The sequence below is a fragment of the Streptomyces torulosus genome (genome assembly GCF_001419765.1).
Taxonomy (GTDB): Bacteria; Actinomycetota; Actinomycetes; order Streptomycetales; family Streptomycetaceae; genus Streptomyces; species Streptomyces torulosus.
The window spans coordinates 1-14,338 of record NZ_LIRK01000219.1 but is presented as its reverse complement, the minus strand read 5'-3'; the positions used below and the strand labels follow the sequence as shown (position 1 = coordinate 14,338).

The following is a 14,338-nucleotide window of genomic DNA, read 5'->3' as shown; positions in this document are numbered from 1 at the left end:
TGGTCGAGTTCCTCGCCGAGCTCCCGGTCCAGGTCCGCCACGAGCGCGGGGAGATCGGTGAAGCGGGGCTCCGTCATCCGGCCCTCACGGCCCGGCAACTGCACCGGCAGCACCTCGACCCCGGTCCCCAGCCAACGCTGCCACCCGGCGTAGGCGGAGGCGCCCCCGCCCGCGTAGGGGAAGCAGAACATGCGCAGGCGACCGTCGTGCCGTGGACCACCGCGTCTCAGATATCGCGTCATAGTGACCGGAACTCCTCTCGTTGCGCGGTGGCCACCAGGTGGCCGGTACCCGCCGTGCCCCCAGCGTCGGGAGCGGCGCTTAAGGGCGGCCAAACGCCCCGGGCGGAGAGAGGAACGCTCCTGGTCGGCCTTCGGGAGGCAGGGCTCAGACCGAGGCCGGCGTGAGCGGTGCGACGCGCAGTCCGTCGCCGCCGGGCACGGCCGGATCCGGTGACTCCAGGGCCGGGTCGGCCCGCAGGATCGCCTGGTGCAGCCGCTGCAGCCGCGTCGACGGCTCCAACGCCAGCTCACGGATGAGGCACTGACGCAGCCTCTGGTAGATACCGAGGGCGTGGGAGGGCCGGCCCGAGCGGTACAGCGCGAGCATCAGCTGCGCGTGCACGGTCTCGTGCAGCGGGTGCTGCGCGGCCAGCGCGGTCAGCTCTCCGAGCAGCGCGGCGTGCCGGCCGAGCCGCATGTCGGCCTCGATCCTGGCGTCCAGGACGCCCAGTCTGGTCTCCTCCAGCCGTACCGTCTCGACCTCCAGCGCACGGCCGATCTGCACATCGGCCAGGGCGGGCCCGCGCCACAGCGCCAGCGCCTGGTGCAGCAGCGCGGACGCCTCCCGGGCGGTGCCCTCGCGCAGCGCCGTCTGCCCGGCCACGGACAGCCGCTGGAACTGCGTGGCGTCGTCGGGCCCGGCCACGTCCAGCGCGTAGCCCCCGTAGCGCGTGCACAGGATGTCCTTCGGCCCGCGCACCGCGGTCGGGCCCAGCGCCGTGGCCAGTCGGCGGCGCAGCTGCCGTATGTAGGTCTGGAGGGTCGCGGGCGCGGTGCGTGGCGGCGCGTCCCCCCACAGTTCGTCGAGCAGGGTGGACACGGTCACGACCTGGCCGGCGTGCAGTGCCAGCAGGGCGAGCACCTGGCGGGGCTTGGCCGCGCTGGGCACTACGGACGTGTGGTCGAGCTGGGCGACGAGCGGCCCCAGGACCCGGACCTCCATTGTGGTTCTCCCTCCAGCCAAAACCGCTCGGCTTGCGTTTCCGAGCGCTCCACAGTGGCATGGCGGCCCACGCCACTCCCAGTGAGCGCTTCATCGCCGCCGCGTGAATAACGGAGGCGGTGACCCATGACGAATTCACATGGGAGGCATGAGGGGAACACTGTCGGTGACGACCCCGCTGACCGAAGAATCCTGTCTGCCGGTCCGATCACGGCGACTTCCGATCCATCCACAGGTCATTGCGGAGGGCAACGTGCACGAAGGCGTTATTTCCACTCTCGACGGTACCCGCGCCACGGACCAGACCGTGGGGCTCGACCGGATGCCCGGCCAGGAACTGCGGTTCATGGAACTGGTCGCACGGGCGTGGTTGGAGCCGGAGCTGTCACGCCGCTACCAGGTGGACGCCACATCGGTGCTCGACGAGTTCGGCGTCACGCTCGCTCAGGGGCAGCAGCCCCCCTCGTTGCCCGAGAACCCGGTGGGTGAACTGACCATCGAGGAGCTCTCCCAGCCGACGACCGCGCACGCCTTCCTCTGCTTCTGCCTGACCGAGGACGTGTCCCCCGAGGCCCGTCACACGTCGTCGGGGACCGTCAGCCGGAGGATCGTGCGGTGACCGCCGTCTTCGGTGAGCGTCCCGCGCACCCGTCGAGAACGCACGACCCGCGGCTCGTGGGGTTCCGCAGTCACCTGAGAGCGGAGGTCGTCGCCGACGACGCCGCGTACCTCCTGTCCGACCGGGGTGTGACCGCGCTGCAGGGCGATCACATCGAGGCCCTGGTACCCCTGTTGGACGGCACCAGGGACCTGCCGTCCCTGCTGCGGGACGCGGCCCCCGAGATACCGCCCGAGCAGGTCGGCCGGCTGATCGCGCGACTCGCCCAGGCCGGTCTCGTGGGCTATTCGACGCCGGTCGCGGTCGGCTCCGAGGAGGCGGGCCGGCCGGCCCGCGCGTTCTGGGAGCTGGCCGGACTGGACGGCACGGTGGCCCTGCGGCGGCTGGCGGCCGCCCCGCTGGAGGTCCTCACGGTGGGCGGCGCGTGCGCCGAGGGGGTGCTGGAGGCGTGCCGGGCCGCGGGGCTCGCGGTGGCCGGGAACGGCCGGGCCCACGGCGCGCACGGCGTGGCCGGGAACGACCTCGCCCCGCTGTCCCTCGTCGTGTGCGACGACTACCTGAACCCCGAGTTGCGTGAGATCGACGCCCTGCACCGGGCCACGGGGCGGCCCTGGCTGCTGTCCCGGCCCGGTGGTTCCACCGCGTGGGTGGGCCCGGTGTTCCAGCCGGATTCCGGCCCCTGCTGGTCGTGCCTGGCCCACCGGCTGCGCGGCCACCGGCTGTGCGAGGCGCCGGTGCGGCGGGCGCTCGGCCTGACCGGCCCGGTCCCCCGGCCGGCCGCCCAGGTGCCGCCGTCCGCGGCGGCCGCCGCGCAGCTCGCCGCGCTGGAGACGGCGAAGTGGCTGGCCGGCTACCGCTATCCGGGCCAGTCCGCGGTCCTGACCCTGGACACCCTCGCCCTGACGACCCGTCACCACGAGCTGCGACGCCGTCCCCAGTGCCCGGACTGCGGTGACCCCGGCCTCGTCGCACGGCAGGTGCGGCAGCCGGTGACGCTCGTCTCCCGGCCGAAGGCGCCGTACGCGGGGGGCGGGCACCGGGCGCTCTCCCCGCAGGAGGTCCGTGACCGGTACGCGCATCTGGTCAGCCCGGTGACCGGGGTGATCGAGGAGATCCGCAGGGACCCGCGGGCACCGTCGGGCCTGCACTGCTATCTGGCGGGCCGCAACGCCGCGCTGGGCGGAACCGACCTGGCGCGGCTGCGGGCCGGGCTGCGCCACCTCAGCGGCGGCAAGGGCGCCACCGCGCTGGACGCCGAGGTGAGCGCCATGTGCGAGGCGCTGGAGCGGTACAGCGGCACCCTCCAGGGGGACGAGCCGCGCACCAGGGACAGCCTGCGGGGCCTGGGGGACGTGGCCGTCTCCCCGGACACCTGCCAGCTGTTCGCCCCCCGGCAGTTCCGCGACCGGGAGCGGTGGAACGCCCTGCACGACGCGTTCCAGTACGTTCCCGAGCCCTTCGACGACCGGGCTCCGGTCGACTGGACGCCGGTGTGGTCGCTCACCGAGCAGCGGCAGCGGCTGCTGCCGACCGGCATGCTGTACTTCCCGGGTGCCGCCGACGGGTCGTCCCGGCCGGTGGCCGGGCGGCGCTCCCTGCGCGCCGACTCCAACGGCAACGCCGCGGGCAGCAGCCCGGAGGACGCGATCCTGCACGGCTTCCTGGAGCTGGTGGAGCGGGACGCCGTCGCCCTGTGGTGGTACAACCGCACCCGGCAGCCCGGTGTGCGGCTGCACGGCCCCGACGGCTTCGGCGACGCGTGGACCGAGGAACTCCTCGACGTGTACCGGCACATGAGCCGTGAGGTGTGGGTCCTGGACCTCACCTCCGACCTGGGCGTGCCGGTGTTCGCGGCGGTGTCGCGGCGCACCGACAAACCCGCCGAGGACATCATGTTCGGGTTCGGGGCGCACTTCGACCCGGCGGTGGCGCTGCGCCGCGCGCTGACCGAGATGAACCAGCTGCTGCCCGCGGTGGTCGGCGCACGGGCCGACGGCACGGGCTACGGCACGACGGCGCCCGAACCGCTCGGCTGGTGGTGGGGGGCGACCGTGGCCACGCAGCCGTATCTGCTGCCCGACCCCTCACTCCCGGCGCGCGGCCCGGCCGACTTCACCTTCCGCAACCGGCCGGACCTGCGGGACGACGTCGAGGCCGTCGTCGAGCTGCTGCGCGGGCACGGCATGGACCTGCTGGTGCTCGACCAGACGAGGCCCGACATCGGGATCCCGGTGGTGAAGGTGGTCGTCCCGGGGCTGCGGCACTTCTGGGCCCGGTTCGCGCCCGGCCGGCTGTTCGACGTGCCGGTGCGGCTGGGCCGGCTGGCCGCGCCGACACCGTACGAGGACCTCAACCCCGTCCCCTTGTTCCTCTGACTGTTCATCTGAACGGAACGGCGCCCCACCGCCGTCCCCCCATGCCCCACAGGAGCCCCTATGACCGCCGAGAGGCCGTTGAGCACCGTCGTGACACCGCAGAGCGAGAGGCGCTGCGTCGCCCTGTGGTCGCTCCGTGAGGACGTCCTGGTGGACATGGGCGGCCCGACCAGTCCCGTGGTGCTCTCCGGCCGGTGGGGCGAGACCCGGCTGCACCGGGCGGGCCCGCTGGTCCGCGAGGCGCTGCGGCGGATGAGCCTCGGCCCGATCTCGCTGGCCAACGTGGCGGCCGAGCTGGCCGCCGACGGCTCCGTGCGCCCCTCCTCCCCCGGGGGGCGCACGGCCACCGTCACGGGTGCGCAGGCCGAGATCCTGATGGTGCTGCACCGGCTGCAGCACATGGTGGTGCGCTCACTGACGCTGGAGGGCGCCGACCAGCCCCTGTTGTCGGTGGTGCCGATCGCGCAGTCGGCCCGGTACCGGCCGGACGCCGTCGACCGGCAGCGTCCGGTGCGGCTGTCCCGCTTCGCGTTCCTGCGCAGCGAGGGCGAGGGGTTCGTGCTGGAGGGGCCGGTGTCGCTGTACCGGGTCGTCCTGCACGCTCCGGAGGCCGCGTGGGTCGTGAGCATGCTCGGTCGCGCGCTCACGGTCGACGAGATCGCCGCGGCCGTGCCGCTGCCCGCCGCGGTGGTCGCCGAGATCGTCGGCCATCTGCTGGGGACCGGCATGGTGCTCTCCGCGGAGCAGCCGTCGCCCGCCGCCGACCGCGGCGGCCCGGACGCGTACGAGGAGGGCCGGGGCGGCGGTGACCCGGTCCCGTGCTTCGCGGAGGACCGGGACCCGGCGCTGCTGTCGTGGGGCGCCATCGACCTGCTCTTCCACAGCCGCTCCACGCTCGGCCGGCACGACGCGGACTTCGGCGCGACGTATCCGCTGGCCGGGCGGCTGCCCCCGGCCCCGGCCGTCAAGCCGCTGCCGGACGGCCCGCGCCTCGCCCTGCCCCGGCCGTCCCTGAGCGAGGTGACGGCCGGGGACCCGCCGCTGACCACCGTGGTGGAGGGACGCCAGAGCATCCGGAGCTACGGTGCGGAGCCGCTCACCGCCGCCGTGCTGGGCGAGTTCCTGTACCGGACGCTGCGGGTCCGCGGCCTGTACGAGCGGCAGGGGGAGGGCCGGCAGGAGGAGGCGTACACCGACCGGCCGTACCCCAGCGGCGGCCGCGCCTACGAGCTCGAGTTCTATCTCACGATCCGGGACTGCGCCGGCATCCCCTCGGGCACCCACTACTACGCGCCGCAGGAGCACTGCCTGGTGCAGATCGGCGACGGGGAGACGGACTCGGCGACGGCGGAGCTGATCGCGGAGGCGCAGATCAGCGCCGGGCTGGTGGACCCGCCCGCGGTGGTCATCACCATCACCTCGCGCATCCACCGGCTGTCCTGGAAGTACAGCGGTATCCCCTACGCGCTGACGCTGAAGCACGTCGGCGCGGTCATTCAGAACTTGTATCTGATCGGCACCGCGATGGGCCTGGCCGCGTGCGCCCTGGGGAGCGGTGACGTCGAGCTGGCCGCCCGCACCACCGGCACGGACTGGTTAACCGAGCCGAGCGTCGGGGGATTCGCCCTGGGCGTGGCCCCGCAACTGTCACCAACCATCCCTTAAAAACGCACAGTTGATCCATGAGTCCTGCATTTAATACTTACAGTTCAATGATCCCGCATACACTGGTCGCTCCTTGATCCCGTTCTGGTGAGGGGCTTTCATGGAGGCAGCCGCGCCGGCCGCGGAGACACAGGTCGACCGCTCCTTAGGAGAGACCGCCACCGGCGGGGTCGGCGGCAATCCCACCCTGTCGGCGGCGGTGCGCGCCCTGGGTCTCAGTGCCCCGCCGCCCCGGCTCGCCCAGAGTGTCGTCCTGATCGTCGAGTGCGGTTTCGTCCTGACCGGCTTCCTGAACATCGCGGACGCGAGGCCGGGGCCGTTGACCCTCGTCGCCTCGGCCCTCGGCTTCAGCCTGGTCTTCCTTCTTCAACTCGTGCACACCACCCAGCGTCTGCGGCGGTTCCGGGCTCGCTGGTACCGGTGGACGCTCACCCTGCAGGCCCTGCTGACGTATCTCCCGCTGTTCGTCCTGGGGTTCGGCTGGGGCGGGATGGCCGGCTTCCTGGGCGCCTCCCTGCTGCTGGTGCTCCGGCCGACGGTGGCCTGGCCGTTGTTCGGGCTGGTCACCGTGGCGGCCGCGAGCACGGGCCCGCTGCTGGGCATGCACTTCGTCGGCTCGGTGTACATCGCCGTCTCCACGGTGCTGACGGGACTGATCGTGTACGGCCTGAACCGGCTCGCCCAGCTGGTGGTCGAGGTGCACGCGGCCCAGACGGAACTCGCGCGGCTGGCCGTCACCCAGGAGCGGCTCCGCTTCGCCAGGGACCTGCACGACCTGCTCGGCTACAGCCTGTCGGCGGTGACCCTGAAGAGCGAACTGGCGTGCCGCCTGGTGCCCGCGGCCCCCGAGCGGGCCCTGGAGGAGCTCAGGAGCATCCTGGAGATCTCCCGGCAGGCCCTCTCCGACGTGCGCACGGTCGCCCGCGGCTACCGGGACATGTCGCTGTCCACCGAGGCGGTGTCGGCGCAGGCGGTCCTGGCGGCCGCCGGCATCCAGGCGGAGGTGGAGTGCCGGGTGGACCTTCCCGAGGGGGAGGTGAGCACCATCATGGCGACCGTGCTCCGCGAGGCCATCACCAACCTGCTGCGCCACAGCAAGGCGGAGCACTGCCGGATCGAGTTCCGCGGGACGTCGTCGGGCGACCTGGTCCTCACCATCGCCAACGACGGGGTGCAGAAGACCGCCACGGCCTTCCGGGACCCATCGGACGGCTCGGACGGCAGCGGTCTGGGCAATCTGCAGTTCCGGCTGGCCTCGATCGGAGGCCATCTGAAGTCCGGGCTGGACGAGGCGGGCTGGTTCGTCCTGCGGGCCGCGGTCCCGCTGGGCCAGACCGCCTGCCAGGCCGACTGAGAGCCGCGGGCGGCGGAGCGGGCGGGGAACGGACTTGGGGCCGCGGGCCGGGCGGGGGTGCCTCACCCCGTCCGGCCCGCGGCCTCTCACAGCCAGCCGCTCTCCCTGGCGACCCGGATCGCGTCGACCCGGTTGCGGGCGTTGAGCTTGGTGACCACCGTCGTCAGGTAGTTGCGCACCGTCCCCACGGACAGGAACAGCAGACGCGCGATGTCCGCGGCCTCCGCCCCGTCCGCGGCCAGCCGCAGCACCTCCGTCTCACGGGGCGTCAGCGGGTTCTCCCCGTTGTCCAGGGCCGCCAGGGCCAACTGGGGGTCGATCACCCGCTTCCCGGCCGCGACGTCCCGGACCGCGTCGGCCAGCCGGTCCGGCGGTGCGTCCTTGAGGAGGAAACCGCCCACCTGGGCCGCGAGCGCCTTGCGGAGCGTGCCCGGCCGGCCGAGGCTGGTCAGGATCAACGTGCGGCACGAGGGCAGCTGTTGGGCCAGCTGGGCCGCCGCGCTCAGGCCGTCGAGGCCGGGCAGGTCGACATCGATGATGGCGACATCCGGCTGGTGCTCCAGTGCCGTGGGGAGGATCCGGTCCCCACGCTCGACCTCGGCCACGACCGTGAGGTCACCCTCCAAGGCCAGCAGTGCCACCAGGGCCCCACGGACCATGTGCATGTCCTCGGCGAGCAGGATGCGTATCACTGTGCTCCCCCCGGGGGGCCGAGAAGGTCACGTCGGCCCGATTGACGAGGACATTACTTGACAGAGGGTGCCCGTAAAAGATCAGAGAGCGATTTCCTTTAAACTTCACCTTAATTCTGGGCCCACTGCGCCACCTCGATCCGCATGGCGGTGGTGACGGTGCTCTCCTGTACCGCCTGCACCTCGACCGGGATGGTGAAGGTGCCCAGTTCCTCGTCGGAACGGAACCCTCCGACCGTCGCCCGCAGGCTGGTGATGCGGTCCAGCTCGGCGTAGTCGGTGAAGTCGGTTTCTATGGAGGCGATCGACAGGCTGCACGGGTCGAGGCCGTGCAGTCGCGCCACGGAGGCCACCGCCAACTGTCGCGCCGCCTCCATCTGCAGATGGCCCGGCACATGGTCCAGCGGGTGGTCGAAGACGTGCGGGTGGCTGGTGTCCACCACCAACTGGCAGGAGAAACCGCCCTGTTCGCCGTCCGCGACGGGCTCGGTGACGAACACGTTCCTGGCGTCGCGGCGGCCCACGGCGCACGGTTCGGCCGCCGTGAAGCGCGGCAGCAGGAAACCGGGGTGGTCCGGCAGCTGCCGCCTGCTCCGCATGGCCTGGTAGGCGGTTTTGGACAGGATCAGCAGCCCGCCCTCCCCGCGCATCGCGGGCCGTCCGTCGACCGCGACGTCCCCGGTGAAGGTGAACCCCTGGACGCGGCCCGCCCGGTTGCGCCGGGTCCGCACGGTCACCTCGACCCGCAGGTCGGCCGGCCGCCGGCCGATGCGCAGCGGTTCGAACGCGGTGACCCGCAGTCTGAGGTCCCGGAAGATGAACGCCGAGCCCAGCTCCACCCCGAGATGACGGTGGGCGATCAGCACCCCGGCCTGCCGCACCACTTCCACCAGCAGCGTGAAGTCGTACGACGGGGAGGCCTCCCCGATCAGGTGGCCGCGCGGCAGCTGGGCGGCGACGGCGAAGGTGTCCTCGCCCGTCTCGGCGGAGTCGGTGACGAAGACCTCGGCGATCGAGGCCCGGTGGACGAGGGTGCGGGGAACGGTCGCGTCGTAGCTCAGCTCCACCTCGGCGACCCGCGGACGCGCCGGGGCCGCCTCGGAGACGGCGGGATCCACGACGGCGGACGCGGTGGCGGACGTGATGGCCGACGTGGTGGCGGACGTGGACATGCTCATGGTCGGTCCTTCCAAGGAAGTCTGGGTGTCGCGATCAATCGACTCGCGAGGGGGTGGCCGGGCCCGCTCAGGGCCGCAGGGACGGCACCGGTGCCGTGAGGGGCTCACGGGACGGCAGCCGGGCGAGGAGCGCGTCAAGGCCGGCCGGGGCGGAGCGGGCGGCGACGACACCGTCCGGACGCACGTAGGCGACCCACGGGGAGCCGGCCGCGCCGAGCGTGCGGCCCTGGTCCCGGGCGACGATCAACTCGCCTCCCTCGTGCGGCACTTGCGCGGTGGCGGTGTCGGCGGGCTGGATCCACAGCACCTGGGCCATGTCGCCGACACCCCGCTCCCGCACGGCCTCCGCGGCGCGTACGGCCGCCTCCCCGGCCGTCCCCGCGCCGTACACCAGCAGGGTGTGCCGTCCGGCCGCCAGATGGTCGTGGAGCGACGTCGCGGCCGTGCCCCGCACGGGGGCCAGCGTCGCGTCGGGGGAACGCCGCCCGGGCCTCAGCGTGCGCGGCACGCCGGCCACGGCGTCGGACGCGGCCACCGCGGGACTCCCGGAGTGGTCCAGGTCGAGTTGGGCGAGCAGGGGGATCGCCTTGCGCTCCAGCAGTCCGGTGGCGGACAGCACCCGCATGACCGTGTTCCGAAGGAGCCGGGCCGCCGGACGGCGCAGCAGCCACATCCGGGTCTGCTGGTCACCGTTCGCGACCGCCCGGACGGACGCGGGACGCCGTTCGGCCTCGTAGCTGTCGAGCAGCGCCGGGTCGCCGCCGCGCACCACGGTCGCCAGCTTCCAACCCACGTCGTAGCCGTCCTGGACGCCGGTGTTGAGGCCCTGGCCGCCGGCGGTGGTGTGGGCGTGCACCGCGTCGCCCGCCAGCAGCACCGGGCCCTCACGGAAGCGCGGGGCGACCTTGGCGTGCACCCGGAAGCGGCTGGTCCACCAAGTGCCGTGCAACCGCAGCCCGCCCGGGCCCCGCTCGTCGAGGAGCCGCTGCAGCAGTTCCTCGGAGGGCGGATCGGTGCGCTCGTCCGGTTCCGTGTCGAAGAAGACCCGGTGGCCGTCGGGCTGCGGGACGATCACCAGCACCCCGTCGGGCGTGATGTGGTGCTGCACCTCGGCCTCTTCGGGCGCGCCCTCCAGCCTGCCGTCCCCGATGAGGAACGTACGGTCGAAGGTGTGGCCCTCGAAGGGGATGCCGACGCTGTCGCGCACCAGGCTGCGGGCGCCGTCGGCGGCGACGAGCCAGGGCACCGTCACCGTCTCCTCCACGCCGGCCGCGCTCAGCGTCACGGTCACCGACTCCTCGGGGCCGCCGCGGTGCACGGTCACCGCCGTGGCCTCGGTCTCCCACTCGACGGTGCCGCCCAGCTCCGTCAGCCGCTCCAGCAGCGCCCGTTCGGTAAAGGGCTGCGGCACGCAGAGAGGGCCGGGGAACGCGGTGCCCGTCAGTCCGCCGAACCGCACACCGGCGATCCGCCTGCCCTTCGACCAGTACGACGCCCCGGCCAGCGGGAGGGCCGTACCGGTGAGCTTCTCGGCGACCCCCAGGCGGTCCAGGCATTCGAGGGCGCCGCTCCACAGCACCAGCCCCTTGGGCGCGATGCCGGGGCCGGGACGCCGGTCGACGACACGGCAGGGCACGCCGAGGTCCCACAGGGCGCACGCGGCGGACAGCCCGGTGGGCCCGGCGCCGACGACGAGAACCGGGGTGGCGGTCATCGGGCACCTCCCGCGGCGCCGGCGGCCACGGCCACGGGGCGGTGGAGCAGGGCGGAGATCTCGCGGACGGCGCTGTCGGTGTCGGCGAACCGCACGGCGCGCATGCCGAGTTCGGCGGCGGCCCGGCAGTTCTCCTCCGTGTCGTCGACGAACAGGCAGCGCTTCGCCGGGGTGCCGAGCCGGTCGAGCAGGATCCGGTAGATCTCCGGTTCCGGTTTGCGTACGCCTTCCCGGTGCGAGTCCACGACCACGTCGAAGAGTTCGTCGACGGGCAGCTGGGCGCGCCACAGCGGCTCCCACTCGCGGACGTTGTTGGTCAGCAGGGCGAGCCGGTAGCCGTCGCGGCGCAGGGCCCTCAGGAAGGCCAGGAACGGCTCGTTGGCGCGTCGGCCCCGGAACCACAGCTCGCCGAAGCTCTGTCCGTCCGCGAGGATCCGGCCCGCCCCCTCGGGGAGTTCGGCGAGGATCCGGTCCACCATCTGCCGCTCGGTGATCGTGCCGGTCTCCAGGGCGGCCATCGGGGTCTCCCCGTGGCGCTCCGTCGCCGCCAGGAACGCCTGCGCCAGGTCGCCCGCGTCGATGCCGGCGAGTTCGGCGAAGGCGGCGAAGGTCTCCACGAGCGGATTCGTGAGCACTCCTCCGTAGTCGACGACGACGGTGTCGACCGCCATGGCGCTCCCCTCGCCCACCGCGACGCGGCGTACGGGCCGGGCCTGCGGCCCGGTCTGGTGTGTGGATGTCATCGGGCTGTTCCCCCTTGCTCTGGTCGATCTGCTCGCTCTGCGTGCTCTGGTTGCTCGATTTGCTCTGGTGATCGCGTTGCTCTGGTGATCTGGGTGATCCCTTGGGCCGGGGTCGGGGTGGCGGGTGCCGGAGTGGGTGGGTCGGGCGAACCGCTGAACCGGGTGGACCGGTGACCGACCCGACCGGGCTGAACCGGTCAGCTCGGTCGGGTGGGTCGGCTCGGTCGGGTCGGTCGGTTCGGCCAGGTCGTCGGCCGGTCCGGCCACGGCCGTTCCACTGATCGCGGCCGGCCGGCTGCGGCCGTAGGGGCGCGTGGGCCGTTCGAGGCGGGCCCGGCGGTGCCGTAGCCACTCGGGCCGGGTCGGGTGTCCGTGCGGCGTTGCCGCGGCGTCCGCCCGACGCGTTGCCCGGACGCTAACGGCGATCGCTTGCGCCCCGCCAAAGAGGTGCGGGAGGACCTGTCGAGGTCCTCCCGCACCCTGTTTCCTGCGTATTCACGTACTCGCGCGGCCGTGTGGCCGACGTGGTGTCAGCCGGACTGTTTCCCGGCTGCCGCGCCGGCCCGTTCCCTCTCCTGCGTCACCGGCGCCGGCGTGTCCGCCGCGGGCGACGGGGCGGAGACGTCCGGCGTGTCCGACGGGGCCGGTGCCGCCGGGGCCGGGCCGCCCTCGCGGATGCCGAAGCGGGCGTGCAGGCGGCGCAGCGGTCCGGGCGCCCACCAGGTCGCCCGGCCGGTGAGCGACAGTACCGCGGGGACGAGGAGCGTACGGATCACCATGGCGTCCATGAGGATGGCCAGGGCGACGCCCAGTCCGAGCATCTTGGTGTTGGTGATGCGGGACGTGCCGATGGCCACCATGACCACCGAGAGGACGAGCGCGGCGGCGGTGATGACACCGCCGGTCGAGCGGATCCCCTCGACCACCGCGGCCTTGTGGTCGAGCGTCCGCTCCTGCTCCTCCTTGATCCGGGAGAGCAGGAAGACGCCGTAGTCCATGGAGAGTCCGAACGCGAGGCAGAACATCAGCACCGGCAGAGCCGTCTCGATGCTCCCGGTCGGGGTGAAGCCCAGCACCCCCGACAGGTGCCCGTCCTGGAAGACCCACACCACGGCGCCCAGCATCGCGGTGAGGCTCAGCGCGTTGAGCAGGACGGCCTGCAGCGGCACCAGCACGCTGCCGGTGAGCAGGAACACCAGGACCAGCGTGGCGAGCACGATGATGCCGATCGCCCACGGCAGGCCGCGGCCGATGGCGGCCTGGCTGTCGATCAGGGCCGCGGTCGTCCCGGAGGTGTAGCTGGGGAAGTCGGCGTCGACGGCCCTGACGTCCCGCACCAGGTCCTTGCCCTCGTCGGAGACGGCCTCCACACCGGGCACCACGGTGAGGTACGCGGCCTCGCCGGCGGTGCGGCCCGGCTGCGCCGGTCCGGCGGCCCGGCCGTCCTGGTAGCTGCCGGTCGGCCCGTCCACCCGGATCACTCCGTCGAGCCGGGACAGCCGCTCGGCGTAGTCGCCGAGCCCGTCGGCGGGCGCGTCGCGGGTGACGACCTCGATCGCTCCGGTGGGGCTGCCCTGGAAGTGGTCCCTGATGTTCTCCTGCACCACGCGGGAGTCGGCGGAGGAGGGCAGCTGCCGGTAGTCGGCGGTGCCGAAGTCGACGTTCAGGAAGGGCGCCCCGAGCAGCAGCAGCACGGCGAGGGTGCCGGTGGCGACCAGCGGCGCGCGCCGCATCACTCCCCGGGCGAGCCGGGCCCAGCCGGCCCCGGAGGCTGCGGGCTCGGGGGCCTTGCGGGAACCGCGCCGGACCAGCTTGCGCACGTCCCAGGCGTCGATCCGCCGACCGAGGACGGCGAGCAGGGCCGGCAGCACCACCAGGGCGGCGACGGCGGCGAGGATCACGACGCTGATCCCGGCGTAGGCGAGGGACCGCAGGAAGTACAGCGGGAACACCATCATCGCGGCGAGCGAGACGGCGACGGTCGCGGCCGAGAACAGCACGGTCCGCCCGGCCGTGTTGAGGGTGACGGCGAGCGCGGCGGGCGTGTCGCGGCCGGCGGCGAGTTCCTCGCGGTAGCGGCGCACGATCAGCAGCGCGTAGTCGATCGCGAGGCCGAGGCCGAGGGCGGTGGTGAGGTTGGTGGCGAAGACGGAGACGTCGGTGAAGGAGGTGAGGACCCGCAGCACCGCGTTGGTGCCGAGGATCGCGATGACGCCGATGCCGACGGGGAGCAGCGCGGCCACGGCGCTGCCGAACACGACCATGAGGATGAGGAGCGTGATCGGCAGCGCGATGACCTCGGCGCGCACGAGATCCTCGCGGATGAAGGTCTGCTGCTCGTTCTGGACGGCGACGCTGCCGCCGATCCGGACCGTGAGATCGCCCTGGCGTCCGTCGAAGTGCCCGACGATACGGTCCTTCAGGGTGCGGTCGGCCTCCAGTTCGTCCCCGGTGAGCCGGGCCACCACCAGTGCCTCCCGGCCGTCGTCGGAGCGCAGTGCCCCGGCGCCGGTGTCCCAGTAGGAGGTGACGCCGGTGACGCCCCGCTCGTCGGCGAGCCGGGCGGCGAGTTCCCGGCCCTGGCGTGCCACGTCGGCGTCGTCGACCCCGCCGTCGGCCCGCGCCAGCAGCACGAGGTTGGGGCGGGCCCCGGGGAACTCCCGTTCCAGGACGCCCGCGGCGTACGAGGACTCGGAGGACGGGTCGACGACACCGCCGCTGCCCCCGCTGCGCAGCCGGTCGGCGACGCCGCTGCCGAGGACGACGGCACCGGC

The 14,338-nt window shown here is 73.1% G+C and carries 11 protein-coding genes; 4 read left to right on the top strand and 7 right to left on the bottom strand.

From position 1 onward, the window contains the following. Both AOK23_RS16120 and AOK23_RS16115 read right to left on the bottom strand, forming a co-directional pair. Positions 1-242: thioesterase domain-containing protein (locus tag AOK23_RS16120; protein ID WP_240496409.1), on the bottom strand; the 242-nt coding region annotated here is incomplete at its 3' end. A 145-nt stretch (positions 243-387) separates the two neighbouring features. After that, a complete protein-coding gene (locus AOK23_RS16115) occupies positions 388-1,224 on the bottom strand; it encodes an AfsR/SARP family transcriptional regulator (protein ID WP_055713406.1) in 837 nt (278 codons plus the stop codon). Positions 1,225-1,477: 253 nt separating this feature from the next. Between AOK23_RS16115 and AOK23_RS48845 the strand changes: the two genes are divergently transcribed. The 4 genes from AOK23_RS48845 (at position 1,478) to AOK23_RS16095 (ending at position 7,237) form a co-directional block, all read left to right on the top strand. Next, positions 1,478-1,843 (top strand): TIGR04351 family putative TOMM peptide, encoded by a 366-nt coding sequence (locus AOK23_RS48845; RefSeq protein ID WP_240496408.1) that lies wholly within the window; start codon positions 1,478-1,480, stop codon positions 1,841-1,843. After that, positions 1,840-4,218 (top strand): TOMM precursor leader peptide-binding protein, encoded by a 2,379-nt coding sequence (locus AOK23_RS16105; RefSeq protein WP_055713405.1) that lies wholly within the window; start codon positions 1,840-1,842, stop codon positions 4,216-4,218. Before AOK23_RS48845 ends, AOK23_RS16105 begins: the two co-directional genes overlap by 4 nt. A 60-nt stretch (positions 4,219-4,278) precedes the next feature. Beyond that, a complete protein-coding gene (locus AOK23_RS16100) occupies positions 4,279-5,883 on the top strand; it encodes a SagB/ThcOx family dehydrogenase (RefSeq protein WP_055713404.1) in 1,605 nt (534 codons plus the stop codon). A 100-nt stretch (positions 5,884-5,983) separates the two neighbouring features. Continuing rightward, positions 5,984-7,237 (top strand): sensor histidine kinase, encoded by a 1,254-nt coding sequence (locus AOK23_RS16095; protein ID WP_055713403.1) that lies wholly within the window; start codon positions 5,984-5,986, stop codon positions 7,235-7,237. Between the two features lie 86 nt (positions 7,238-7,323). Here AOK23_RS16095 and AOK23_RS16090 read toward each other — a convergent pair whose 3' ends face one another. From AOK23_RS16090 to AOK23_RS16070, 5 genes are all read right to left on the bottom strand, one after another. Further along, a complete protein-coding gene (locus AOK23_RS16090; RefSeq protein ID WP_055523101.1) occupies positions 7,324-7,929 on the bottom strand; it encodes a response regulator transcription factor in 606 nt (201 codons plus the stop codon). Between the two features lie 110 nt (positions 7,930-8,039). Continuing rightward, positions 8,040-9,107 (bottom strand): ScbA/BarX family gamma-butyrolactone biosynthesis protein, encoded by a 1,068-nt coding sequence (locus tag AOK23_RS16085; RefSeq protein ID WP_055713402.1) that lies wholly within the window; start codon positions 9,105-9,107, stop codon positions 8,040-8,042. Between the two features lie 67 nt (positions 9,108-9,174). After that, positions 9,175-10,821, bottom strand: a complete 1,647-nt coding sequence (locus AOK23_RS16080; RefSeq protein WP_055713401.1) for an FAD-dependent monooxygenase — start codon at positions 10,819-10,821, stop codon at positions 9,175-9,177. Continuing rightward, on the bottom strand, positions 10,818-11,564 hold the full coding sequence (locus tag AOK23_RS16075; RefSeq protein ID WP_240496407.1) for an HAD family hydrolase: 747 nt from the start codon (positions 11,562-11,564) through the stop codon (positions 10,818-10,820). The genes AOK23_RS16080 and AOK23_RS16075 overlap by 4 nt, the downstream gene beginning before the upstream one ends. A gap of 530 nt (positions 11,565-12,094) precedes the next feature. Further along, the coding region (locus AOK23_RS16070) for an MMPL family transporter (RefSeq protein ID WP_055713400.1) at positions 12,095-14,338 on the bottom strand (2,244 nt) is incomplete at its 5' end.

Excerpts from the sequence above, each read along its gene's own strand:
- AOK23_RS16075 (WP_240496407.1), bottom strand. The coding sequence starts at position 11,564 with ATGACATCCACACACCAGACCGGGCCGCAGGCCCGGCCCGTACGCCGC.
- AOK23_RS16115 (WP_055713406.1), bottom strand. The coding sequence starts at position 1,224 with ATGGAGGTCCGGGTCCTGGGGCCGCTCGTCGCCCAGCTCGACCACACG.
- AOK23_RS16095 (WP_055713403.1), top strand. The coding sequence starts at position 5,984 with ATGGAGGCAGCCGCGCCGGCCGCGGAGACACAGGTCGACCGCTCCTTA.
- AOK23_RS16085 (WP_055713402.1), bottom strand. The coding sequence starts at position 9,107 with ATGAGCATGTCCACGTCCGCCACCACGTCGGCCATCACGTCCGCCACC.
- AOK23_RS16100 (WP_055713404.1), top strand. The coding sequence starts at position 4,279 with ATGACCGCCGAGAGGCCGTTGAGCACCGTCGTGACACCGCAGAGCGAG.
- AOK23_RS16080 (WP_055713401.1), bottom strand. The coding sequence starts at position 10,821 with ATGACCGCCACCCCGGTTCTCGTCGTCGGCGCCGGGCCCACCGGGCTG.